The organism is Thermogemmatispora aurantia (assembly GCF_008974285.1).
Taxonomy (GTDB): Bacteria; Chloroflexota; Ktedonobacteria; order Ktedonobacterales; family Ktedonobacteraceae; genus Thermogemmatispora; species Thermogemmatispora aurantia.
The window spans coordinates 1,513,477-1,534,193 of sequence record NZ_BKZV01000001.1 but is presented as its reverse complement, the minus strand read 5'-3'; the positions used below and the strand labels follow the sequence as shown (position 1 = coordinate 1,534,193).

Genomic DNA, 20,717 nt, shown 5'->3' with positions numbered 1-20,717 from the left:
GAGCCATGACGGCGGTCTATCCATCGCTGCGTACGCATCCTGCCGACGATCCCAGTTGTCCGGCCCTCTGGGATGCCCTGCGCGAGGTGACCGATCCCGAGATCCCCATCAGCGTCGTCGACATGGGGCTGATCGTCGACCTGAAACAGCGCGACGGCGTCGTCAACGTGAAGCTGACCTTCACGGCTCTGGGCTGTCCCGCTATGGATTTCATTATGGATGATATTCAGGAGCGCCTCTTGCGTGAGCCGGGGGTGCGCGCAGTACGCATTGAGGTGGTCTGGGACCCCGTGTGGAGCAAAGAGCGGCTGAGCGAGGAAGGCATCGAGCTGATGCGTAGCTGGGGGATCTCGGCATGAAGAGCATGAATAGTGATCCGCAAGCCCCAGCTGGTGCTGGGGCGCAAGCCGGCCTCGGCACGGACCGGCCCCGACGTGAGGCCCTCAATGAGCGGCGCGTCTGGCATGTCTATGCACGGCGCAGGTACGATGAGCCGCTGCACGAGATCGGCAATGTGGTGGCCGACGATGTGGAGCTGGCTCGGGTCTATGCGCGCAGCATCTACGACGAGTTTACCTGGATCGAAATGGTGCTGGTGCCGCGCGATTGCATTGTGACCGTGATTGCTCCCTGAGCCGCTCAGGCTGCCTGGCTCGCTAAAGGGACCCCTCGGCCCGGAGCGAGAGGCTGGCGTCGCTTCGGCGAGGTCTGGGGTAAATCTGAAAAGGGCTAGAGGACTGGATGGCCGCGCCGCGCTATCGGTGGCGGTTGTGGCTTCCTCCTCGGCTGCAAGGTAAAGTGAGCTTGATGCTATGACTGGTACTGCTGCTGCACGCATCGATAACGCGGCGCTCTTCGCGGTGCTGGCCTCGCTGGCGGACAATAAGCAGGCGATAGGACGGCGCTATGCCTACTGGGCCAATGGAGCGCCCGCTCTGGAGGCGGCAGTGGCCGCCGCCGCGATGACTCAGGATGAGATCGGCCACGCGCGCACGCTCTATCCGCTGCTGGAAGATTTCGCTCAGGCCGCTGCTGACCCTCGTCAGGTGGCTCCCGAAACGCGGACGTTGCGCTATCATCTGACCTTTCTCGATCGCGAATTTGCCAGCTGGTCCGATTTTGTGGCTACGAATTTCCTGCTAGATGGAGCGCTGACGACCTTTTTTGAGGCCGCGCAGCACTCGGCCTACGAGCCGTTGCGGCAACGTGCCCGCAAAATTGTGCAGGAGGAACAGGTGCACCGCACGCATGCTGAGGGCTGGGTGCGGCGTCTGGCGAAGGCCGGAGGCGCGGTACGCCAGGCCCTGGTCTCCTCGCTGCAACGCCTGTGGGAGGAAACGCTCTGCTGGTTCGGTCCCGATGATGACCCGGTGATGAGCCAGCTCTATCGTGAAGGTTTCATCGATGCCCCACCTGCGGAGCTGCGCAGCCGCTACCTCCAGCGAGTGATGCCTTTGCTAGAAAGCCTGGCTATTGAGATGCCCGCCCGTTTCGATCCCGAGAGCAAGCGCTGGCTGCCGGGGGAGGCACTTCCCTGGGAACGCTGGGAGGCCGAGAGCCGCCGCCTGCGTCCCGCCGGCCAGGAGGCGGCGGGGGAGGATCAGCCATGAGCGAGGAGATTGATTCCAGGTGGGCACATGTTGAGGAACCCTTACCCCGTGGCGAGCGACCGCGCTGCCCTTTCTGTGGCTCGACAGAGACAGAGTTGTTCTCTCTCTTCGGCCAGCAGCTGTTGACGGCGCAATATTATTGTAACAGGTGCCATACACCCTTTGAGTACATCAAAGGCGATGATGTCCTTGAAGATGCGAAGGCGAAGCTGACTTCGTCTGAGGAGTAGAAAGGAAGAGCTGCGATGACAACGACGACAGAGCGCGAGCGGACGCTAGTCAACTATAGTGTGAGCGATGGGGTGGCCATCATCGAGCTGACCAATCCGCCGGCCAATACCTACAGCTATGAGATGATGCGCCAGCTGGATGAGGCGATCCTGCAGGCGCGCTTTGATGAGAGCGTCCATGTGCTGGTCTTGCGCGGTGCAGGCGAGCGCTTCTTCTGCGCCGGGGCAGATATCAGCATGCTCAACTCGGTCTCGCCGACCTACAAATACTATTTCTGCCTCCATGCCAATGAAACCCTGCTGCGGCTGGAGCAGACGCCCAAGCTCGTGATTGCGGCCCTCAACGGTCACACCGTCGGCGGTGGTCTGGAGATTGCTCTGGCCTGCGATATCCGCATTGCGCGGCGCAATGCCGGCAAGATTGGCCTGCCGGAGGTCTCACTCGGCGTCTTGCCTGGCACCGGTGGAACGCAGCGCCTGGCGCGGGCTTTGCCGAAGAACAAGGCCATCGAGTTAATGACCGAGGGCAAGCTGATCAGCTTTGAGGAAGCCCAGGAGCTTGGTCTGGTCAATTATATCTATGAGTCTGAGAACTACTGGGAGCAGGTCATAGCCTACGCCAAGCGTTTCTGTCCACCTAATAGCGCCTCGCGCACGGTCGGTCGCATCAAGCGGGCTGTGCAGTCGGGTGCGGAGGTCGCGTTGGCTGAGGGCCTGGCTCTGGAGCGGGAGCTGCAGCAGCTCTGTTTCCAGAGCGAGGATGCAAAGGAAGGGCTGGCTGCTTACATTGAGAAGCGCCAGGAGAAGCATTTTACAGGACGCTGAGCACCAGATCTCTATTGCCACGCCAGATAACCAGCCTCTATCAACGACCTAGCTCAGCGATGTAATCGGATCTGCCCGCTGTGGGGAGAGCACGACGCGCGCCGGTGGCAGTGCGGCTTGGCCTAAGGTCCTTGCCAGCTCTGCGGTGGCGGTCGTGCTCTTCCCGACTCTGTCGCTTTACGCTGGCGGTTCTGAGGTGCTACAATATTCCTCAGCTTCGGCCCGGCGTCTTTTTTTCGGCAGATGCAAGTAAGCAAGGAAAGACTATGGCGGAGATTCATTTGCGGGAGCGCGACGGCGTGCTCTGGCTTATTCTCGATCGCCCTCCGCTCAATATCTTGACGATTGCCACGCTGGATGAGATCACGCATGCTTTGCGAGCTGCTGCGCAGAAGTCGCCGCGCCTGCTTGTCATCACGAGCGCGGGCGAGCGGGCATTTAGTGCGGGAGTGGACATACGTGATCACCTCGATGGGCGTGAACGAGAGATGCTGCGCGCGGTCTACGATAATTGCGCGGCTTTTGAAGAGCTGCGGGGCCGGGGAATCCCGACGGTAGCCCTGGTCAAAGGCTATGCCCTCGGCGGCGGCTGCGAGTTAGCTGCCCTCTGCGATACGGTCATTGCGCGCGAGGACGCTGTCTTTGGCTTACCCGAAGTGACCCTGGGAGTTTTCCCGCCGGTAGCTGCCGCTTACTTCCCCTCTCTGATCGGCTATCAGGCCACCATGCGTCTCATCTTGACAGGCGAGACGCTTAAGGCAAGCGAGGCCTTCCGCCTTGGTCTGGTACATCAGGTATTGCCGGCGCGGCGCTTCCTAAGCGAGGCCGAGGAGTTACTGGTGATGCTGGCCACGCTAGGCCGCTGCCAGTCACGGTCGTGAGAGCCTTCACAGCGCAAAACCTCCCTCTGACCTTCTCCGCCACTGGCTCCCTTAATGGCCAATGGACTGGCCAGCCCCAGAGACGCGAATCTCTGACCCTGCTCTGGCCAGAGGAACTTTCTGACGGCTTTCAACGTCCTTCCCATGAAGGCAGCAGCCTCCGCGGAACTGCCCTGGTGAGCTGAGCAATGAAGGAATTGTTGGGCGTAAGGAGATCGTGTATGCGTCGCAGCAAGGTTTATGGTATTCGTTGCAGATCATGGTGGTTTGTCATTGTTCCAGCCTTAGTGGCACTGCTGATGGGACTGAGTGCCTGTGGCACTAAGGCCTCAACGACCGGTGCGGCCAGTCAAGCGACTGCCTCGCCGACGAAAAGTGTGTCCACACCAACGGCTACGATTGTCAAAGGCTATGGCACCAGTCATGGCTGTCCCAGCGATGCGGTTGTCAATACGCCATTGCCAGCGCAGGCGGTGCTGGTGAAGAGCACACAGAATGGACAGACAATCAGGGTGCGCCAGGGCACGCTGGTAGTCTTTGAGCTGCCCTTTGGCCAGCGCTGGGAGACGCCGGCCGGCTCTCAGGGAGTGCTGGAGCTGCAGCAGCCAGCGGGTTATGCCTCTCAAGAGGCTCGCGCCTGCGTCTGGCGCTATGTGGCCCAGGGCAGTGGCCAGAGCGAAGTCGTCTTTACTGCCCGCGCGCTCTGTCAACCAGATCAATTCTGCCCGCAGTATATTCTGCGTCTCTCCTTTACCATTGCTGTCCAGTAAGCCTGTGGTGCAATGGAATGCTGAAAGATAGCAGCGAGTCTGGCGTCTGGTGCAGCGCTCTACCTTGTCTGCCTGCTTTGTTAGAGAGCGCAGCTTGACGCCGGAGCGACCTGGCCCTTTCTGAGCTGTGCTCGTCGCTTGGAAACGAGGGGCCAGGAAAAGGAGTTCAGAGATCTTCTGCGGCCTGCTCAGTGCCCGACCTGTCAGGGGCTGCAGGCGGCCGCTGTTCTGCATCAATATCAGGGTCGGTGTGGGCCTGGTGATCACGCAAAGAGGGGAGCCCGAGCAGGAGCCAGCGCATACTGAGTCCCTGGACGAGCAGCGTGAAGAGCACAACCGCACCAGTAGAGGCCAGGATGAGAGGACGCTGCGGCAGCGTCAATGGCAGTGCCAGGGCCAGAGCGAGCGAGAGCGCGCCGCGCAGTCCCCCCCAGAAGATTACCAGTTGCCAGGCGAAAGGAAGCATGCCCTTGCGTCCGGCAATGGTCAGCCAGGAGCGCGCAGCTAGCAGCAGAACGAGCAGCAGGCGTGCCAGCAGCACTACGCCGATAGCAAAAGCTGCGTTCAGCAGGCTAGCCAGAGTGCCCCCTGGCAGCGGCGGCAGTGCCAGCGGATTCAGCTGGACACCGATCAGCAGGAAGAGCAGGGCGTTGGCGATGAATGCCACGACGCTCCAAAAAGTGTCGACCGCGGTGCGTGTGGTAACGGACATGCCGATACGTCGGCCATAATTGCCGAGGAGCAGACCGGCCACGATCACCGTAATGATGGCTGAGAGGTGGAGGCGGTCCGCCAGCAGGTAGAGGCCGTAGGCGGCGAGGATCGTGAGGCCGATCTCGCTCAGGGCGTCGTCGATGTGACGGAGCAGTTGGCAGAGCAACCAGCCGCCGACGAGGCCCAGGACGATGGCGCCCCCGCCCTCTAACAGGAAGAGCAGCAATCCCATCAGGGGCAGCGGCAGGCCCGCAGCAGGCAGGCTTGACTCCCCTGAAGAGGCCAGCAGGACGGCGGCCAGGAAAACCTGGTAGAGCGCGCCCGCCACGCCGTCGTTGAAAAGGCTTTCGCCCTCGATAATCACCGAAAGACGCTCGTCGAGGTGGAGCTGGCGGAAGAGGCTCAACACGGCCACCGGATCGGTAGGTGATAGAATGGCTGCCAGCAGGAAAGCGGCTCCCCAGTCAACTCCTTCCAGCCAGTGGAGCAGGGCTGCGATCAGACAGAGTGAGAGAAGCAGACCCGGACCAGCGAGAAAGAAGATACTGCGCCACTCGTTCTTGAGCAGCTGCCAGTTCAGTGACCAGGCTCCCTCAAAGAGCAAGGCTGGCAGGAAGACGAAGAGCACTAGCTCAGGGTCAAGCTGCAAGGGCGGAAGCAGATGGAGCGCGCTTAAGAGCAGCCCGACGATGACCAGACCCAGGGTATAGGGAACGGCGATCCAGCGTGTGATCAGGATAGTCGCAAGGGCAATCAGCAAGAAAAGGATAAGGTAGCTCTCCACCAGCGGAATCGGCATCTAAAACGGCCCCCTTTCTTCAGGCGAAGGGCGAGCGTGCCCGTCTCGATCCGCGCCTGGCTCGCTCGGCTCTGCTCCGATCCGGCCCGGCCTATCTGTGCTGAACTGGGCCTGATCCGCCTGCCTCAGCCAGCGCAGGCGTTGCATGGGTATGGAGGCAGCGGCAGGAGGCAGAGCAGGGGATGCTGGTCCTGCATCGAGCGGAACGGCAAGGCAGCGCACAAAGAAAAGAGGAGTGCCAGGGCCGACCAGACTTCCCGGCACTCCTCAGTTTATAAGCGAGAACGCAATGTGTGCTTCCAACACTTATCCATTCTAGTATAGGAGAGGATAGCTGGTGCTGGCAAGGGGGCACTGCACGCAATGGGGTGCTGCAGATGGGGTTGAGCATGTGACCAGCCCTTGCCTACCGGGCCAGGCCATAAAAGCAGGTGGGAAGAGGAGGCGGGAATTTTCAGGAAGATCCCCGATCCGCTTGTCAGTGACGACCTCCTCTTCTATAATGAGGGCGGCAATTATTGATCTTTAAGGAATTATCCTATGGACGTTGAGGGAGCATACACACTCCAGGCAACTCCTGAAGAAGTATGGAAATGCCTGATGGATCAACAGATTCTCCGCCAGGCTCTGCCAGGAGTGGAGCACCTGGAGGCCCTGGGCGAGAATCGCTATGCCATCAGGCTCGCTGTCAGGCATGCCCCGCTGCGAGGCAGTTATGAAGGAATGGTCACCATCTCTGATCAAGACTATCCTCACTGCTATCGCATCGCCGTCGAAGGTGAGAGCCGCCACGGCCCGGTGCGAGGAGAGGGTTGGGTGCGTCTGCTGCGGCGCGAGCACAATACCGTTGTCTCCTACCAGGGAGTCTTACAGGTAGGGAGGGCTGGTCTCTTGCCCGCGCCCGTGCTGCGCGGCACAACCAAAATGCTCATCCAGCAGTTTTTCCTGGGCCTGGCGGATCAGCTGCGCGCCATGCGCCCGCCTGAGATCGAGGAAGCCACCAAGTTAGCGGTCCAGCCGGACCGGCTGAGTCCTCAGCATCAGGAGCGGGCGTGGCCGCCGGAGGCCGTCAGTGCCGCGGGGTCAGGCCTACAAGCCAGGGAGAGAACGCCGCTCCATAGCCTGGTGCGCCGTCTTCACCTCGGCGGCGGTGACCCGCGAGCGGAAGAGCGCTGGGTGCAGGCGATCCGCCGTACGGCTATGCTGGCGGTCTTACTCTTGCTCGTCTGGGTAGGAACCAGGCTACCACGGCGGTAATTGTGCCGGCTTGATGCCCCGCCAGGTTCTCTGTTCCGGTTCGCAGGTCAGCCAGGTATGAGCAGAGAGAAAGGCAGCTCTCCTTGCCTCTCGTCGCGCTTCCGGGTCGGGCGGTGCCTGGTCCCTCTCCTCTCTATCCGCTGGTCGAGCGTAGTCGGAGCGGAGAGCCTGCTGGCAGCGTGTGACAAAGACCACACCCGGCAAAGGCGAGGGTGTCCATCGCTTGCTCTCTCGCCATACTATTAATCTGCCTATTTGCTTGTTATCTGCTGCTCTACCTGTTCCTGTCCTGCCAGATACTGCCAGAGATCATCTGTTCTTTTTCCTCTATTGAGGGATATCTTTTTCTCATTACCTGATTTCTCTTGAGCTGCTCTAGCTGCAGCCAGTCTGCCTGATGGGCTTGGCTTTGTTCCTGTCTTCGCTCTGGCGGCCTACTGGTGATGGCTGAGGTAGGTGCGCACGCATAGCGTGAAGAGCAGGTAGCCCAGATAGAAAGCGACCAGGTACTGAAGGAGATCAAAGACGCCCGCTAAGGGGCTGTCCCACACAATGTAGCCGCTTGCCGTCACCGCGCGGGCGTAATCGAAGAGCGCGCGCACCAGAGGTGTGGCTACCAGGAGAGCGATCGCCACCCAGTGCCAGGAACGGCGATGCCAGAGCAGCCAGATGGCCAGATAGCCAATGCCACCGTAGATAAAGATATCAGGAATATAGAAAGGCAGCGGCAGATGGAAAACCAGGCCAGGAAGCGTATAATGCCACAAATGGACATAATAGGCCAGGAGATCGGCCAGCATATTGATTACTGCCATCCCGAGGCCGCCTAGCAGTGCCGCCAGCGTCGGCACGCGTCCGGGCCGGGTGAAGAGCAGCACGGCCAGGTAGACCACCAGGATAAAGGGCACGTCCAGCACAAGATAGGCTACCAGATCCATCAAGGGGAAAGAACCTCCCAACGCTGAGTCAGTTGTAATATTATGGTAAAAATTTTGCCACTCTGCCAGCCGCCGGCGTTATCTGCGGGCGCAGTGGCGATCGCAGTCGCAGCGCTGGCAAGGAAGGGAGCCTTCCCATGCATATCGTACCCCTGCGTATTGCGCTAGCGCAGATCAATGTCACGGTCGGCGACCTCGACGGTAACGCCGAGAAAATCTGGACGGCTATGCGTGAGGCGCATCGGGCAGGTGCGCACATTGTCTGCACACCGGAGCTAGCGCTTACTGGCTATCCGCCAGAGGACCTGCTTCTCAAGCCGGGCTTCGTTTCTGCGAACCTGCGCCGCCTGCAGCGGCTCATTGAGCGTAGCCAGGAGCTGCCCGGCCTGACAGCAGTCATCGGCTATGTCGATCGTGACGAGGACATCTACAATGCGGCAGCAGTCATAGGCGATGGGCGCCTTTACGGCATCTACCATAAACACTATCTACCGAACTACGGTGTCTTCGACGAGTACCGCTACTTCCAGGCCGGACGGGCGGCGCCGCTCTTCCTGATCAATGGCGTCCATGTTGGCATTACGATCTGCGAGGACATCTGGTATCCGACTGGCCCTTTGACCCTGCAGGCTCATGCTGGTGCCGAGGTGATTATCAATATCAATGGTTCGCCCTATCATGCCGGCAAGCGCCATTTCCGTGAGCAGATGCTGGCAACGCGGGCCGCCGACAACGGCCTTATCGTAGCCTACCTGAACCTCGTCGGTGGGCAGGACGAGCTTGTTTTTGATGGCGGCAGCATGGTGTTCAATGAACAGGGCCGACTAATCGCCCGCGCCAAACAATTTGAAGAGGATCTCCTGGTGGTAGATCTCGACGTCGCCTCAGTCTTCCGCTCGCGGCTGCACGATCCCCGCCGGCGCCAGGAACGATTGGAGCTGCGCCCCGAAGAAGTACCCGTGATTGTCGTCTCGTCTGAGAGCATGTCTCCACCGGCCCTGGATGGGCGCCCGCTGCTCGGCGCCGGCCAGCGTATCGAGCTGGCCCTGGAGCGACTGGCGGAGATCTATGCGGCACTCGTCTTGGGAACGCGCGACTATGTACGCAAGACCGGTTTCAGCAAAGCGATCGTCGGACTTTCGGGGGGCATTGACTCCTCCCTGACGGCAGTCATTGCTGCCGATGCTTTGGGACCCGAGAACGTCCTCGGGGTCTCTATGCCTTCAGCCTACTCCTCTGAGGGGAGCAAGACCGATGCCCGGCAACTGGCGGAAAATCTTGGCATCCAACTGATCACCATCCCCATTGAAGAGATCTTCCGCACCTCGTTGCGCGTCATGGCGCCGGCCCTGGGCGAAGGTGACCACGGCCTGGCCGCCGAGAATCTGCAGGCGCGTATTCGCGGCAACATCCTGATGACCATCTCCAACAAACTGGGGCCGATTGTGCTAACCACAGGCAACAAGTCGGAAATGGCCACTGGTTACAGCACTCTCTACGGAGATATGGCTGGAGGCTTCGCCGTTCTCAAGGATGTGCCCAAGACCCTGGTATACGAGCTGAGCCGCTATCGTAACTCCTTGGGCGAGCGCCCGGTCATTCCGCAGGCGGTTCTGGAGAAAGCGCCCTCAGCCGAGCTGCGCCCGGGCCAGAAGGATACCGATAGCCTGCCGCCCTATGAGCTGCTTGATCCTATTCTCCAGGCTTATGCTGAGGAAGATCGCAGCTTCGAGGAGATGGTGGCGATGGGCTTCGACCCGGCCCTGGTCGAGCGCGTCATGCAGCTTGTCGATCGGAGCGAGTACAAGCGCCGTCAGGCTCCGCCGGGGGTGAAGATAACACCACGCGCTTTTGGGCGCGATCGTCGCCTACCGATTACCAACCGCTACCGCGATCGCCCCGGAGCATAGGGTCGGTCGGTTGGTGCTGCCGCTTCCCGGGGCGACTGGTGCCCTGTGCTCCTGACCGATGGATCGAGAGCGACCGGTTAAAAAAGCTGTCTGGCTCGTTTCTCCTATAGAGGTTATCCGATCTGGTATACTTAAAACTACCAACCGGTGCTTTGATCGTCCCAGTGAGTAGCGCAAGGGCCGGGCTGCAGGAGGGGCCACGGCTGACGAGGTGGGGGCTGTTCGGACAATCAGCGGGGAGCCCCCAGGGGAGATCACTTCCCTGTGAAGGGAGCGCACAAAACTGGCTGGTAACGGCCAGGACAAAACGCTCTCAGTGATATAGCTGAAACAGGGCTATTCCGGGCGGAAGAAAGCATCGTCCAGGCACCGGGGACGGACTTTCGGCGACAGCCTGGAGCAAACCTGTTCTCTCTATACCACATCACAGACGGAAAGGATACCCTGCCTCATGTGCGGGATCATTGGCTACGTCGGTGCCGCTGGCACCGATGTTACTTCCATTTTGCTTGACGGGCTACGTCGACTTGAATACCGGGGCTATGACTCTACCGGCATCGCTGTTCTGACTGCCAGTGGCGAAGTGCAGGTCTGTCGCCGCGCAGGCAAGCTGGCTAATCTGGCGGCAGCGGTCGAGAATGGGGCCCGTCCGGCCCCCGGTTCACTGGGGATCGGCCATACCCGCTGGGCCACCCACGGGCGCCCCAGCGATACGAACGCCCACCCGCATGCCGACTGCGATGGGCTAATCACCGTGGTGCATAACGGCATTATCGAGAACTATGCCGAATTGCGCCAGCGTCTGGAACAGGAAGGCCACAGCTTCCGCTCCGAGACCGACACTGAGGTGCTGGCTCATCTCGTCGAGCGCGCCTATCGAGGCGAAGCGCAGGGTGATCTGCTGGAGGCCGTGCGTCTGGCGCTGCAGCACGTGCGCGGCTCCTACGCCATTGCCGTCCTCTGTCGCGAGCAGCCCCAGCTCCTGGTTGGGGCGCGCTACAACGGCCCCTTCCTGGTAGTGGGCCTGGGCGAGCGCGAGCACTTCCTGGCCTCCGATATTGCCGCCTTCCTCAAGTATACGCGGCGCGTCGTCATCATTGACGAAGGGGAACTAGTGGCGCTGCGGCCCGAGGGCCTCACCATCCAACGTCTGGATGGCACCTTTGTCGAGCGTGCTCCCACGACCGTCGAATGGGATGCCGAAGCCGCCGAGAAAGGTGGCTATCCCCACTTCATGCTCAAAGAGATTTATGAGCAACCAGAGGCATTCCAGCGCTCGCTGCTGGGGCGCGTGCGGGCTGGTCAGCTCTACCTGTCCGAGTTGGAGGCTCTCCAGCGCTCCGGGGCCTTGGAGAAGGTCAGGCGCATGATTATTGTCGCCTGCGGCACCTCCTATCATGCTGGCCTGGTGGGCAAATACGTCATCGAGCGCTGGGCCCGTCTCCCCGTCGAAGTTATTACGGCGGGTGAGTTCCGCTACGCTGATCCTCTGGTTGGGCCGGACACCCTGTGCGTCGCCGTTACCCAGTCGGGAGAGACTGCCGATGTGCTCGTCAGCACACGTCAGGCACGGGAGCAGGGGGCGCCGGTCGTCGCCATTACCAACGTCGTGGCCAGTGCTGTGACGCGGCTGGCCGACGCTGTGCTCTATATCCAGGCAGGACCAGAGATTTGCGTCGTGGCCACCAAGACTTTCATCGCCACGCTGGCTCAGCTCTACCTGCTTGGCCTCTTCCTTGGCCTCCAGCGAGGCACCCTGCATCCCGAGCGAGCCGCCGAGATCTTGCAGGCCCTGGAGCAGCTGCCCGCGCAAATTCAGCGAATTCTCGACCGGGCTGCGGCAGCGGACGATCCCATTGCGCCACTGGCCCGTGAGCTGGCTCCGCTCCACAGCGTCATGTTCATCGGGCGTGGCGTGGGCTATCCGACTGCTCTGGAGGGTGCTCTCAAGCTCAAGGAGGTTTCCTATATCCACGCTGAGGGCTTCCCGGCTGGGGAACTCAAACACGGCTCCATTGCCCTGCTTGATCCCCAGACGCCGCTGGTAGCCATCGCCACAGCCTCGCACGTCTACGAAAAGGTGGTCAGCAATATGCAACAGGTTCGTGCGCGGGACGCACGTGTAATCGCGGTGGCCACCGAGGGCGACGAAGCTATTCGTGAGCATGCCGATGTGGTGCTCTACGTACCGCCGACACTGGAAGAGCTAAGCCCGGTGCTGGCGGCGATTCCCCTCCAGCTCCTGGCCTATCACGCGGCGGTTGCCCGTGGCTGCAACGTTGATCAACCGCGCAACCTGGCGAAGTCGGTCACGGTAGAGTAGCCTGGAAGCGCCTGGCCTGGTGCTGTGAGCGCAGCTTGCTATCCATATCCAGTCTGGTAGTCTTGCCATCTGGCATCCAGGCGGGCAGTCGGGCGGTAGTGAAGAACAAGGGTCCGCTTCCCCTTAGCGGGAAGCGGACCCTGTTCGTTGCGAGGTGGTTGCAGTCGGAGGATTGTGAAGGAAGAAGTGTCGCAGAGTTAGAGCGCAAAGAAAGTCTGTTCGGCACAACCGTGGGCATTGCCGGCTGCTCGGAGCGGGCCTATGCCTGGTCTGTGTTCATAGCCGGATCAGATGCCCATAATGCGGTAGACATAGTTCTGGGTCTCTGCTGGCATGCAGCTCAGCCAGGCGCCGCCACAGGCGTTCAGGGCGTTTTGCAGGTTGCCGGAGCCAGCGTTGTAGGCGGCCAGGGCTTTGGCGTAGTCGCCGCCGTAGCTGCGGGCATAACTGGCCATCAGGCGAGCGGCTCCACGCAGGGCCTCAACTGGATTCCAGGGATCAATGCCCAGGCCCGCGGCAGTACTGGGCAGAAACTGAGCGATGCCCACAGCGCCCGCGGGCGAGACCGCGTATGGGTTGAAGCCGCTCTCAACATTGATCTGGCGCACGAAGTAGACAGGCGAGATGCCGGCGTCGAGGGCGGCTTGCTGGGCGACGAGGACGTAGGGGCTGTTAGGAATGGTCATGAAAGGCAGATTGGCCGGGTTAAAATTGAAGAGCGGCGTGCCTCCTCCGTTGTTGGCATCCACGGGTTGCTGGTGAGCGGCAATCTGCCAGGCAGTTTGCTGATTCTGAATCCACTCTCTGATCCCGCCGAGGAGAGGGACGGCGTTTCCGCCGGCCAGCGGTGAGAGGGTGAGCATCGTCACCAGGATCGCCATGACCAGCACCGTAAGAATAATGCCCTGGCGCTGGCGGATGCTCAGGCGGCGTGGATTCACCGGCTCCTGCACTGGCTGCCGGGGATGCTCGGCGGGAATAACCACCATACGTCGTGGCTGCTCTAGCGTCGCTTGCAGAGCGGCGAGCAGATCAGCTAGACTGCCAGTGGTCTGGGGCTGACCTGGCAACTCAGCGAGCTGGTCGGTTGTCCCTGGGCCTTCTACCAGGACCGACGTTGATAGCGGTTGAGAGGCCACGGCAGGCGGTGGGGCTGGCAAAGTTGTCGACTCAGGCCCCGCGCCTGGCGAGATGGCCAGGTATTGATCGGTCGTCGGCGTCAGCTGCCGCCGCAGCGGCTCCGTGGTGAAAGGAGCAGTGGCACCGGAGGCACCGAACTGGCCTTGAGAGAGCGGGCGGCTGGATGTTGTGGAGAGCGGCCCGGTCGCCGGCAAGGAAAGCAGCCCAAAGGGGGCAAACTGACGAGGGGCCTGCTCGCCGGGCGTGGCTGTGGTCTGCGTTGGGAATGGCACCTGTACTCCTGAAGCCGAACCTGCTAAGTGCACTCCTTGTGCCTGCTCGCCCGCCGACTCAGGCTCTCCAACATCCTGGAACGGCGGGAACGGGCGAAACTGCGGCATATGTGATCAACCTCGCTGCTCTGCTGACGTTTTACCTGGTTGTGAGTCTACCTGCATAGACCAATGTGTGTCAATTTAGCCACGCGCAGGAGCAGCGCAAATTAGTACCAAACTCCCAAACACCGGCCCCAGTCTTAACCCGGACACTCGACCTGATCCAGATAAAGCTCATGCCGCTAATGTAAGATACAGAGCAGGGCTGAGATCCGCTCAGCTTCAGCTGGCTGAAAGCCGGGTGCCTGTCTCGCTGGTACTGTCCCCTAGCAGCTCGCTGGCCTGCCAGGCGCTAAGGCTGAGGCGCAGCGCCGCGAGAATAGCCTGCTGGGTTGGCGTCGTCGCCTGGAGCGAGCTACCTGGCGGCTGACTGGAGAAGCCCACATAGAGCAGCGTGCGGGCCAGGCTGAGTGCCTCATAGTAGTTGGCGGTGGCCAGAGCCTCTAAGAGCACGGGCAGGGAAAATTGCAGACGCCGGCGCGGCAGCAGGCGCAGCAGATCGCTGCTGTCAGCGACGACACTGTTGCGCGCCCAGGGCAGGGCGTCGTAGTCGCTGGCAATGGCCTGGGGACAGGCGATTGCCCTGACGAGCAGATGCACGGCGCGCTGAGGAGCCTCAGCGCGCAGCAGGCGTGTCAGCGCGCTGGCGGCCCCCAGGCGAACGATAGGGGCCTCGTGAGCCTTGAGCAGGGCTGGCAGGCGGGCGCGCACGGACGGCTGGTCGCCGGCAAGCTGGGCCAGGGCAAAAGCCAGCGCGGCCCGGGCGCGGGCCTCCTCTTCCTCTTCCAGGCGGCGCAGGAGGAGGGGCAGCAGCTGCTTGCGCCCCTCGGGGAGCCAGGAACTCAGATAGAGGCTATGCAGGCGCAGCTGAGGCTCGCTGGCTGTCACTAGCTCCAGATAGAGGGGCAGGCCCTGTAACAGGGCGCGGCGCAGGCTCTCTTGCGCGCTGGCCCTGCCCTCCGCACTCGACAGCGTTGGCCGCTCGTGGGCTAGCTCGGCCAGGAGCAGCACGAGCGCAGCCCGATCCGGCAGCTCCGGCTGACGCAGCAAGTTCAACAGGGCCGTCGCCATGGTTGCTTTGTCTTCTTCCGACCAGTTGCCCTTAAAAAGCTGATAGAGGATAGCGCTACGGTGCGGCAGATCGTTCCAGGCTAGCTGCTGGACCAGAGAAAGTGGCGCTGCGAGCGCCCCGGCTTCGCTTGGTATGGTCTTCTTGCTCTTCATGGTGGACTAAAGCTTTCGCATGGTGGGCCGTCTTCGAAGCCGCCTGTCCAGCCCGTGGCTGGCAAAGCAGGCGCAATGTCTTGAACATATTTTCAAGGTCTCCCTTCTTATTCTCTCGCCGCCTGGCCAAAACGGAGAGGGTAAAAAGAGCTAGAAGGGTTTGGATCATCAACTAGAAAGGTTCGGATCATCAAGAGGAGCTAATCAAGTGAAGAGGTGCCGATAGTGATAATTGGTCAGGCAGGGTCGATGATGAAAGCAGAGGTCAGCGTCGGTTGCACGATTAGTTGACGGTAGATTTCTCCCATGTGCTCAGGAGAATAGGGCATATCATGCTCGATCCACCACTGGATGAGGGCAATAGAGGAGGCGACCAGATGGTGAGCGGCAATTTCTGCGGGCACCGGACTGTCCGGACGCGGCTTATTCTGGCGCAGGACGTTTTCACTACCACGCTGAATCACATGCTGAACAAGCGAGGCTGGTCCGCGGCTCCCCAACAAGACCCGCACTACTGCGCTGTGGTCCGCCACGTAGCGAAAGATGAGCTGACCGACCGCCGCCGGCTCCTGGCCTGGCTGTTGCCCAAAGAGGATCTCCAGCAACTCGTTAATGACTACATCTGCTACATCGCGCAGCAATTCATCCTTATCTCGATAATGACGGAAAAAAGTAGCATAGCCTATATCTGCGCGCTCGGTGATGTCACGAATGGTGATGGCATCGTAGCCTTTCTCGGCAATCAAAGCCAGCAGTGCCTGGGCCAGCAAGTTCTGCGTGCGCTTCACGCGCCGATCCCGGACGTGCATGCTCGGATGTGCGCCTCCCCCGGTAAAAAGAACTGCTCGCCGCGCCTTAACCAGCAAACGGCAGAGCTTGTCACCTGTACCGTGCTATTATAGCACGTCCGGCCAGAAGGCTCGCACCTGCTCTCACCGGCGGGCCAGCCTCTCGCCTCTCTTAGATTTGATATTATGAATATAATATGATATATTGTATATCATAAGGGACGAAGGTCAGCGATCAGTTTCATGAAGTAGAGGTCCAGAGATGAGAGGAGAGGTCGACAATGGAGAACAGTATCACCGCACCGGAACGAGAGCCAGCGTCAGCGGAGCAGGGTGCCCGGAGGCCCTGGGGAGGGGAGCAAAAGACGGCACGTTGTTTAGAGAGAGCCGAACCGGCGCTTGAGTGTGACCAGACGGGGGTCTGGCACGTACGTGCCTTCAACGAGGCCAGAGCCATTCTACGCAGTAATGCCGTACGTCAGGCTGGTTTTAAAGCCGAAGTATTGACGCGGCTACCTCGTCTGATGCGCCTGCCGTTGCTCTTCAGCGATGGTCAGGAGCACCAGCACCAGCGGCGGCAGACGGCCCGCTTTTTCGCGCCGCGCGTCGTCAGCGAGCAGTATCGGGACCTCATGGAGGCCCTAAGCGAGCAGCTAATTGAGAAGCTACGACGGCGGAGGAAGGTCGACCTGAGTCGGCTGACGCTGGAGATGGCTGTGCGCGTTGCGGCTGAGGTAGTCGGTTTAACCGACAGTCTACTCCCGGGCATGGCGCGCCGGCTGGAAGCCTTCTTTCGCTATCCCATTGAGCGTCTCAGTCCTGACCCGCGGACCTGGCTCAATTTTCTCGGCCTGCAGTGGGCGGTTCTCCGCTTCTACTGGCTGGACGTGCGCCCGGCGATTCGAGCGCGACGCCGGCAGCCGCGCCAGGACGTCATCTCTCACCTGTTGGCCCAGGGCTATAGTCCACGGGAGATTCTGACGGAATGTGTCACCTATGGTGCCGCTGGCATGATTACCACGCGCGAGTTTATTGGCGTGGCCGCCTGGCATCTGCTGGAGCAGCCAGCCCTGCGCCAGCGCTTTTTACTGGCTCCGGAGGAGGAGCGCCTCACCCTGCTAGAGGAGGTGCTCCGCCTGGAGCCTGTAGTGGGCCACCTCTATCGTCGAACCAGCCAGGAGCTGATACTCGCCGGCCCCGCTGGGGAGGAACAGGCCCGCATTCCGGCGGGGGCCTTGATTGACCTGCACATTTATGCCATCAACGCTGATGAGCGTCTCGTAGGAGCGCAACCACGGCGGCTCTGTCCGGGGCGGCCCTTGCATGGAGAGCGCGTCGTCCCCTCGCTTATGGGGTTTGGCGACGGCGCACACCGCTGTCCTGGGGCGCCCATTGCCCTGCAGGAGAGCGACATCTTCCTGCGGCGCCTGCTGGCCTTGCCGGGACTGCGCCTTGAGCGTCCGCCGCGGCTGCACTGGAACGAGCTGATCTGTGGCTACGAGCTGCGCGATTTCATAGTCTCACTAGACGAAGAAGGCGACTCCCGGTCTCGGGTGGAGATGGAGAGCGCGGCGACTGGTATGGCCACGGCGCCCCGAGAGCCTTAAGCCTTCTGCAGCACGTAGCCGGCCTCCAGCAAAGTGGACCCCTGGTCCTGACCTGGTGTGCCAGCGGGGCGTGTGCGTGCGCTGCGCGCGGTACTGGACTGTGCCAGACGGGCGCGCAGACGCTCCTGGCGCGCCACTGTCGTGGGCAAATATGGCTCCATCGCCCGGATGGCATTCAGATAGACCTGCTGCTGCTCCCGAATCACGCCATCCGGTCCCAGCTCCCACCACTCGCGAGGCGTAAAGTAGGCCGAGACCTCCGCCTCGGGGCCGCTGCGCCCAAACCACTGGATCAGATGCAGATTATCGGACTGGGCCAACCAGATAGCCAGATCGAGCAGCTCTGGATTCTCCGTCAGGCGCGCCATTCCGTAGACCTGGCCCATGAGCTGAAAAATCGTCTGCTGGGCGCTATTGCCCAGGAAAAACTCCATGCCGCCGCTGCCGGCCCAGGTTGTCGGATAGACCGGTAGGGGGAGATGATAGGCGCGCTGCTGGAAGCGGGCGATCAGCTCGCTGGGCGTGCGTGTTTGCACGCCGCGGCGGGCCAGCTCGGCGGGCAGGGCACGCATAAACTCGAAGATGCCGCTATCGACGCGATGGTGCTCGCCGAAGGTCTCATAGTCCCAGCCGAGGAGCAGGAAATCGCCCCAGGTATGGGCCAGCCAGTCGGCGTAGGTATCGGCATAGAGCGGGTAGCCCGACCACGAGCGATTAGAGAAGCGATAGCCCACATCGTCGCTCAGATCGAGATGCCGGGCCAGCAGATAGGGACCGCGCTCGCGATCGCCCACAACGGCATTGCGGCTGCGATGATTGCCGCTGCTACGCCGGCCTGGGGCCGTCGGCGGGCGGTAGGCTTGGGGAGGCAGTGCGTAGGGCTGCTCCTCGGTGTAGTGGTAGAGATGGGTGCTCTCGCGCCAACCCAGAACCCAGGGGCGGCCATCCATCAAGGCCCCGCGGAAGCCGGCCAGGTCCAGCGCATGATAAATCGTCACCGACATGCACATCTCGGTCGTGTCGGTGACCTGCGGACGCTTCCCAAAGATGCGCTCGATCTCGTCGGCCATCCATTGCATGCGGGCGATGAAAGCCGGCAGATCAAGCAAGAACAAGAAGCTGTGGTACGGCTCCACGCCGATAATCTCCACATTCTCATGCGCTACCAGTTCGCGGAAAAGATCCAGCAGGGCGGGGTCCCAGGCTTCGGCCTGGCGCAGAAACGAGAGCGAGAAGCCGATCGAGAAATGGAGGCCCTGGCGCACCAGATCTAGAAACATGCGTGTGGCCGGGTAGTAGCAGTAGGTGGCCACCTTACGAAAGTAGCGCTCGTTCATGCGCTCATCGAAGAGGCAGCGCACGATATCCTCGATCGAGGCACCCCGTGGAATTGGCTGCGCGGGCAGCTTGAGACGGCGCGGCTGATGCACCACGGTGTAGATGGCAAGCTCAGCAACCATAACCCGAACCCCTACTTCAGCACGATGTTCTGTTTCCGTGCCAGAAACTCCAGCTTACTAATGAGATTTTCAATGACCTGGTCCCAGAGGAATTGCTCTGCCGTGCGGAAGCCCGCGCAGCGGATGCGCTCCTGCTCCTCGGGATGGCGTCCCAGATGGAGCAGATAGCCGACGATCTCGTCGGGATCATCGGTCTCGGTCACAATGGCGTTCTCAAAGGAGATGGCATAGTCCTCACCGGTGCAGCCGGTGACGGCGATGCCGCGGGCGGCCATCACCTCCAGGGCTACCAGGCCGAATGGCTCGTGACCGCTGTTGGCGAGGGTGGCATCGGCGGCGTGGTAGATGCTGCGCACGAACTCCTCGGGCAGGAAGAAGCGGAGATTATAGATGTCGGCAGGGCCGGCGTTGGCAACCGCCTCGATGCACTGCTCCAGAGTGGGACGCTGGGCGATAACGTCGCGGATCACCAGGCCACGATGATAGGCATGGCTGAGCACCTCGGCCCCATGCGGCTCGATGCCGCCACGGACAAAGAGAGTCACAGGGTGGCCACTGTGCTTGAGACGGGCGACCGCTTCGATGGCCATCATCCAGCGCTTATCGGGATCGAAGCGCCCAATCTTGAAGAGGAAGAGACGCCGCGAGTCCCCCTGGCGGGCAATCTCACGCAGACGAGTGGCGATAGCCGGATCGACCGGGGCCAGGTGGCGGGCCGGGATGCCGTTGGGGATCACCAGCGGGTTGACGCCTAGCTCCCACATCTTGTGCTTCATGTACTTGCTGACCGTACAGAGCGTGGTCACATAGCTCAGGCGACCCCAGTTGATACGGTGCAGCGACATCAGACTGTTGAGGTTCCAGAGCATCAAGACACGCTGACGGATGCCAAACCAGTGAAGCAAATCAGAAATGCGACACATCACCTCGGCGGTATGCCAGTCTTCGCCCATGATCACCACCAGCTTCCCCTGTTCGACCGCCGGGCGGGCGATGTCCTCGTAGATATGCTGGGGAACGCTCTCGTTATAGTCGTAGAGCTTTTGCTCCTCACCATCATAGACGCCGTTGGGATAGTATTTGCTAACCCACTGCGACCAGCGCTTGAGGATCAAACGACCATCGACACGGTGCTCCACCGGGGGCTTGTAGGGATCGCCGATGAAGATGAGGTGAGTGGTATAGCCCTGGGTGGCCAGGGCCTCGCTCAGCTCGGTGACCCGTGTACCCAGGCCGCCGGCGGTCGAGTAGACGTCTGGCCCCTCAAAGCATAACAGCACAAAGAGTGTGTTCTCTGGCGAGATAGCTCCCTCTAGTTCAATCATAGCTGGTCTGTCCTTGTTATGTTCTGTTCTAGCTAGTAAGAAGAAGGACTGGACTAAATTTGAGCCTTTTGGCTTGCTCTCGCTTCCCGTCACCTTGCTAAGAGGACAGCAGGCCAGGCCGAAACCAAAGCGGTCGGTCAGTCTGCTGACAACTGATGCAACGGACCTTGCTGGCGCTATAGATGTGCGCTCAGTTCCTCTCTCCTGATCTGCCAGCTCTGTCGACCAGCCGACCTGTGGGCGATGAGCAGAACGACGACCGCCGTTGCGTTGCTGCTCGCCTGGCCCGCAGGGCAAGGAGACGAGCACGAGAAGCCTTCGGTTGGTCTTCCATTGCGATCCCGTGCGTGGTCGGGCGCGATGAGCGGCTTTGCATCGCTATGCCTGGCGCGCGTGCACGACATGAATGGGTGGGCGCGTGCGCCTGCGTGCATGTATGAATCGTCGATGAGTGGGATGACTGCGGCTGTGTGTCGTCGACACTCCTTCCTTGGGCTGTCGTCGCTGGTCCGTCGGAGGGAGAGGCGAGGCTCTCCTCGGGT

At 61.2% G+C, this 20,717-nt stretch carries 18 protein-coding genes; 11 read left to right on the top strand and 7 right to left on the bottom strand.

Features of this window, described 5'->3' with window-relative positions:
• Nucleotides 1–5 precede the first annotated feature (5 nt).
• From KTAU_RS05920 to KTAU_RS05890, 7 genes are all read left to right on the top strand, one after another.
• Nucleotides 6–359 (top strand): metal-sulfur cluster assembly factor, encoded by a 354-nt coding sequence (locus KTAU_RS05920; protein ID WP_151727459.1) that lies wholly within the window; start codon nt 6–8, stop codon nt 357–359.
• Nucleotides 356–634, top strand: coding sequence for a hypothetical protein (locus tag KTAU_RS05915; RefSeq protein WP_151727458.1), 279 nt, complete (start codon nt 356–358; stop codon nt 632–634). Before KTAU_RS05920 ends, KTAU_RS05915 begins: the two co-directional genes overlap by 4 nt.
• A 178-nt stretch (nt 635–812) precedes the next feature.
• Nucleotides 813–1,610 carry a Phenylacetic acid catabolic protein gene (locus KTAU_RS05910; protein WP_151727457.1) on the top strand — a complete coding sequence of 266 codons (798 nt, stop codon included), beginning with the start codon at nt 813–815 and terminating at the stop codon, nt 1,608–1,610.
• On the top strand, nt 1,607–1,840 hold the full coding sequence (locus tag KTAU_RS05905) for a PaaD-like zinc ribbon domain-containing protein (protein WP_228026328.1): 234 nt from the start codon (nt 1,607–1,609) through the stop codon (nt 1,838–1,840). The genes KTAU_RS05910 and KTAU_RS05905 overlap by 4 nt, the downstream gene beginning before the upstream one ends.
• A gap of 15 nt (nt 1,841–1,855) precedes the next feature.
• Nucleotides 1,856–2,665 (top strand): enoyl-CoA hydratase/isomerase family protein, encoded by an 810-nt coding sequence (locus KTAU_RS05900; RefSeq protein ID WP_151727456.1) that lies wholly within the window; start codon nt 1,856–1,858, stop codon nt 2,663–2,665.
• 266 nt (nt 2,666–2,931) lie between these two features.
• Nucleotides 2,932–3,546 carry an enoyl-CoA hydratase/isomerase family protein gene (locus tag KTAU_RS05895; protein WP_151727455.1) on the top strand — a complete coding sequence of 205 codons (615 nt, stop codon included), beginning with the start codon at nt 2,932–2,934 and terminating at the stop codon, nt 3,544–3,546.
• Between the two features lie 221 nt (nt 3,547–3,767).
• Nucleotides 3,768–4,316: a hypothetical protein gene (locus KTAU_RS05890; protein ID WP_151727454.1), complete on the top strand. Its 549-nt coding sequence runs from the start codon at nt 3,768–3,770 to the stop codon at nt 4,314–4,316.
• A 166-nt stretch (nt 4,317–4,482) separates the two neighbouring features.
• Here the strand turns inward: KTAU_RS05890 and KTAU_RS05885 are convergent, their stop codons facing one another.
• Complete coding sequence (locus tag KTAU_RS05885; RefSeq protein ID WP_151727453.1) at nt 4,483–5,829, bottom strand: cation:proton antiporter; 1,347 nt, start codon at nt 5,827–5,829, stop codon at nt 4,483–4,485.
• Between the two features lie 540 nt (nt 5,830–6,369).
• Here KTAU_RS05885 and KTAU_RS05880 point away from each other — a divergent pair.
• Nucleotides 6,370–7,086: an SRPBCC family protein gene (locus KTAU_RS05880; RefSeq protein WP_151727452.1), complete on the top strand. Its 717-nt coding sequence runs from the start codon at nt 6,370–6,372 to the stop codon at nt 7,084–7,086.
• A gap of 434 nt (nt 7,087–7,520) precedes the next feature.
• Here the strand turns inward: KTAU_RS05880 and KTAU_RS05875 are convergent, their stop codons facing one another.
• Nucleotides 7,521–8,024: a hypothetical protein gene (locus KTAU_RS05875; RefSeq protein WP_151727451.1), complete on the bottom strand. Its 504-nt coding sequence runs from the start codon at nt 8,022–8,024 to the stop codon at nt 7,521–7,523.
• Nucleotides 8,025–8,161: 137 nt separating this feature from the next.
• Between KTAU_RS05875 and KTAU_RS05870 the strand changes: the two genes are divergently transcribed.
• Nucleotides 8,162–9,934 (top strand): NAD+ synthase, encoded by a 1,773-nt coding sequence (locus KTAU_RS05870; RefSeq protein WP_228026327.1) that lies wholly within the window; start codon nt 8,162–8,164, stop codon nt 9,932–9,934.
• Between the two features lie 451 nt (nt 9,935–10,385).
• Complete coding sequence (gene glmS, locus KTAU_RS05865) at nt 10,386–12,257, top strand: glutamine--fructose-6-phosphate transaminase (isomerizing) (RefSeq protein ID WP_151727450.1); 1,872 nt, start codon at nt 10,386–10,388, stop codon at nt 12,255–12,257.
• 287 nt (nt 12,258–12,544) lie between these two features.
• On the opposite strand, the gene KTAU_RS05860 is transcribed toward glmS, so the two are convergent.
• The 3 genes from KTAU_RS05860 to KTAU_RS05850 form a co-directional block, all read right to left on the bottom strand.
• Nucleotides 12,545–13,777, bottom strand: coding sequence for a lytic transglycosylase domain-containing protein (locus tag KTAU_RS05860; protein ID WP_151727449.1), 1,233 nt, complete (start codon nt 13,775–13,777; stop codon nt 12,545–12,547).
• A 216-nt stretch (nt 13,778–13,993) separates the two neighbouring features.
• A complete protein-coding gene (locus KTAU_RS05855; protein ID WP_151727448.1) occupies nt 13,994–14,995 on the bottom strand; it encodes a hypothetical protein in 1,002 nt (333 codons plus the stop codon).
• 236 nt (nt 14,996–15,231) lie between these two features.
• Nucleotides 15,232–15,804 carry a TetR/AcrR family transcriptional regulator gene (locus tag KTAU_RS05850; RefSeq protein WP_151727447.1) on the bottom strand — a complete coding sequence of 191 codons (573 nt, stop codon included), beginning with the start codon at nt 15,802–15,804 and terminating at the stop codon, nt 15,232–15,234.
• A gap of 260 nt (nt 15,805–16,064) precedes the next feature.
• Between KTAU_RS05850 and KTAU_RS05845 the strand changes: the two genes are divergently transcribed.
• Entirely contained in the window at nt 16,065–17,390 is a 1,326-nt protein-coding gene (locus KTAU_RS05845; RefSeq protein WP_151727446.1) for a cytochrome P450, read from the top strand.
• On the opposite strand, the gene KTAU_RS05840 is transcribed toward KTAU_RS05845, so the two are convergent.
• Nucleotides 17,387–18,850: a glycoside hydrolase family 57 protein gene (locus KTAU_RS05840; RefSeq protein ID WP_151727445.1), complete on the bottom strand. Its 1,464-nt coding sequence runs from the start codon at nt 18,848–18,850 to the stop codon at nt 17,387–17,389. The two genes, KTAU_RS05845 and KTAU_RS05840, sit on opposite strands and share 4 nt — an antisense overlap.
• Nucleotides 18,851–18,861: 11 nt before the next feature.
• Nucleotides 18,862–20,175 (bottom strand): glycosyltransferase family 4 protein, encoded by a 1,314-nt coding sequence (locus KTAU_RS05835; protein ID WP_151727444.1) that lies wholly within the window; start codon nt 20,173–20,175, stop codon nt 18,862–18,864.
• Nucleotides 20,176–20,717 lie beyond the last annotated feature (542 nt).

Bases quoted from the DNA above. Each gene is read 5' to 3' on its own strand.
- KTAU_RS05920 (WP_151727459.1), top strand. From the start codon at position 6: ATGACGGCGGTCTATCCATCGCTGCGTACGCATCCTGCCGACGATCCC.
- KTAU_RS05915 (WP_151727458.1), top strand. From the start codon at position 356: ATGAAGAGCATGAATAGTGATCCGCAAGCCCCAGCTGGTGCTGGGGCG.
- KTAU_RS05910 (WP_151727457.1), top strand. From the start codon at position 813: ATGACTGGTACTGCTGCTGCACGCATCGATAACGCGGCGCTCTTCGCG.
- KTAU_RS05905 (WP_228026328.1), top strand. From the start codon at position 1,607: ATGAGCGAGGAGATTGATTCCAGGTGGGCACATGTTGAGGAACCCTTA.
- KTAU_RS05900 (WP_151727456.1), top strand. From the start codon at position 1,856: ATGACAACGACGACAGAGCGCGAGCGGACGCTAGTCAACTATAGTGTG.
- KTAU_RS05895 (WP_151727455.1), top strand. From the start codon at position 2,932: ATGGCGGAGATTCATTTGCGGGAGCGCGACGGCGTGCTCTGGCTTATT.
- KTAU_RS05890 (WP_151727454.1), top strand. From the start codon at position 3,768: ATGCGTCGCAGCAAGGTTTATGGTATTCGTTGCAGATCATGGTGGTTT.
- KTAU_RS05885 (WP_151727453.1), bottom strand. From the start codon at position 5,829: ATGCCGATTCCGCTGGTGGAGAGCTACCTTATCCTTTTCTTGCTGATT.
- KTAU_RS05880 (WP_151727452.1), top strand. From the start codon at position 6,370: ATGGACGTTGAGGGAGCATACACACTCCAGGCAACTCCTGAAGAAGTA.
- KTAU_RS05875 (WP_151727451.1), bottom strand. From the start codon at position 8,024: ATGGATCTGGTAGCCTATCTTGTGCTGGACGTGCCCTTTATCCTGGTG.
- KTAU_RS05870 (WP_228026327.1), top strand. From the start codon at position 8,162: ATGCATATCGTACCCCTGCGTATTGCGCTAGCGCAGATCAATGTCACG.
- glmS (WP_151727450.1), top strand. From the start codon at position 10,386: ATGTGCGGGATCATTGGCTACGTCGGTGCCGCTGGCACCGATGTTACT.
- KTAU_RS05860 (WP_151727449.1), bottom strand. From the start codon at position 13,777: ATGCCGCAGTTTCGCCCGTTCCCGCCGTTCCAGGATGTTGGAGAGCCT.
- KTAU_RS05855 (WP_151727448.1), bottom strand. From the start codon at position 14,995: ATGAAGAGCAAGAAGACCATACCAAGCGAAGCCGGGGCGCTCGCAGCG.
- KTAU_RS05850 (WP_151727447.1), bottom strand. From the start codon at position 15,804: ATGCACGTCCGGGATCGGCGCGTGAAGCGCACGCAGAACTTGCTGGCC.
- KTAU_RS05845 (WP_151727446.1), top strand. From the start codon at position 16,065: ATGGAGAACAGTATCACCGCACCGGAACGAGAGCCAGCGTCAGCGGAG.
- KTAU_RS05840 (WP_151727445.1), bottom strand. From the start codon at position 18,850: ATGGTTGCTGAGCTTGCCATCTACACCGTGGTGCATCAGCCGCGCCGT.
- KTAU_RS05835 (WP_151727444.1), bottom strand. From the start codon at position 20,175: ATGATTGAACTAGAGGGAGCTATCTCGCCAGAGAACACACTCTTTGTG.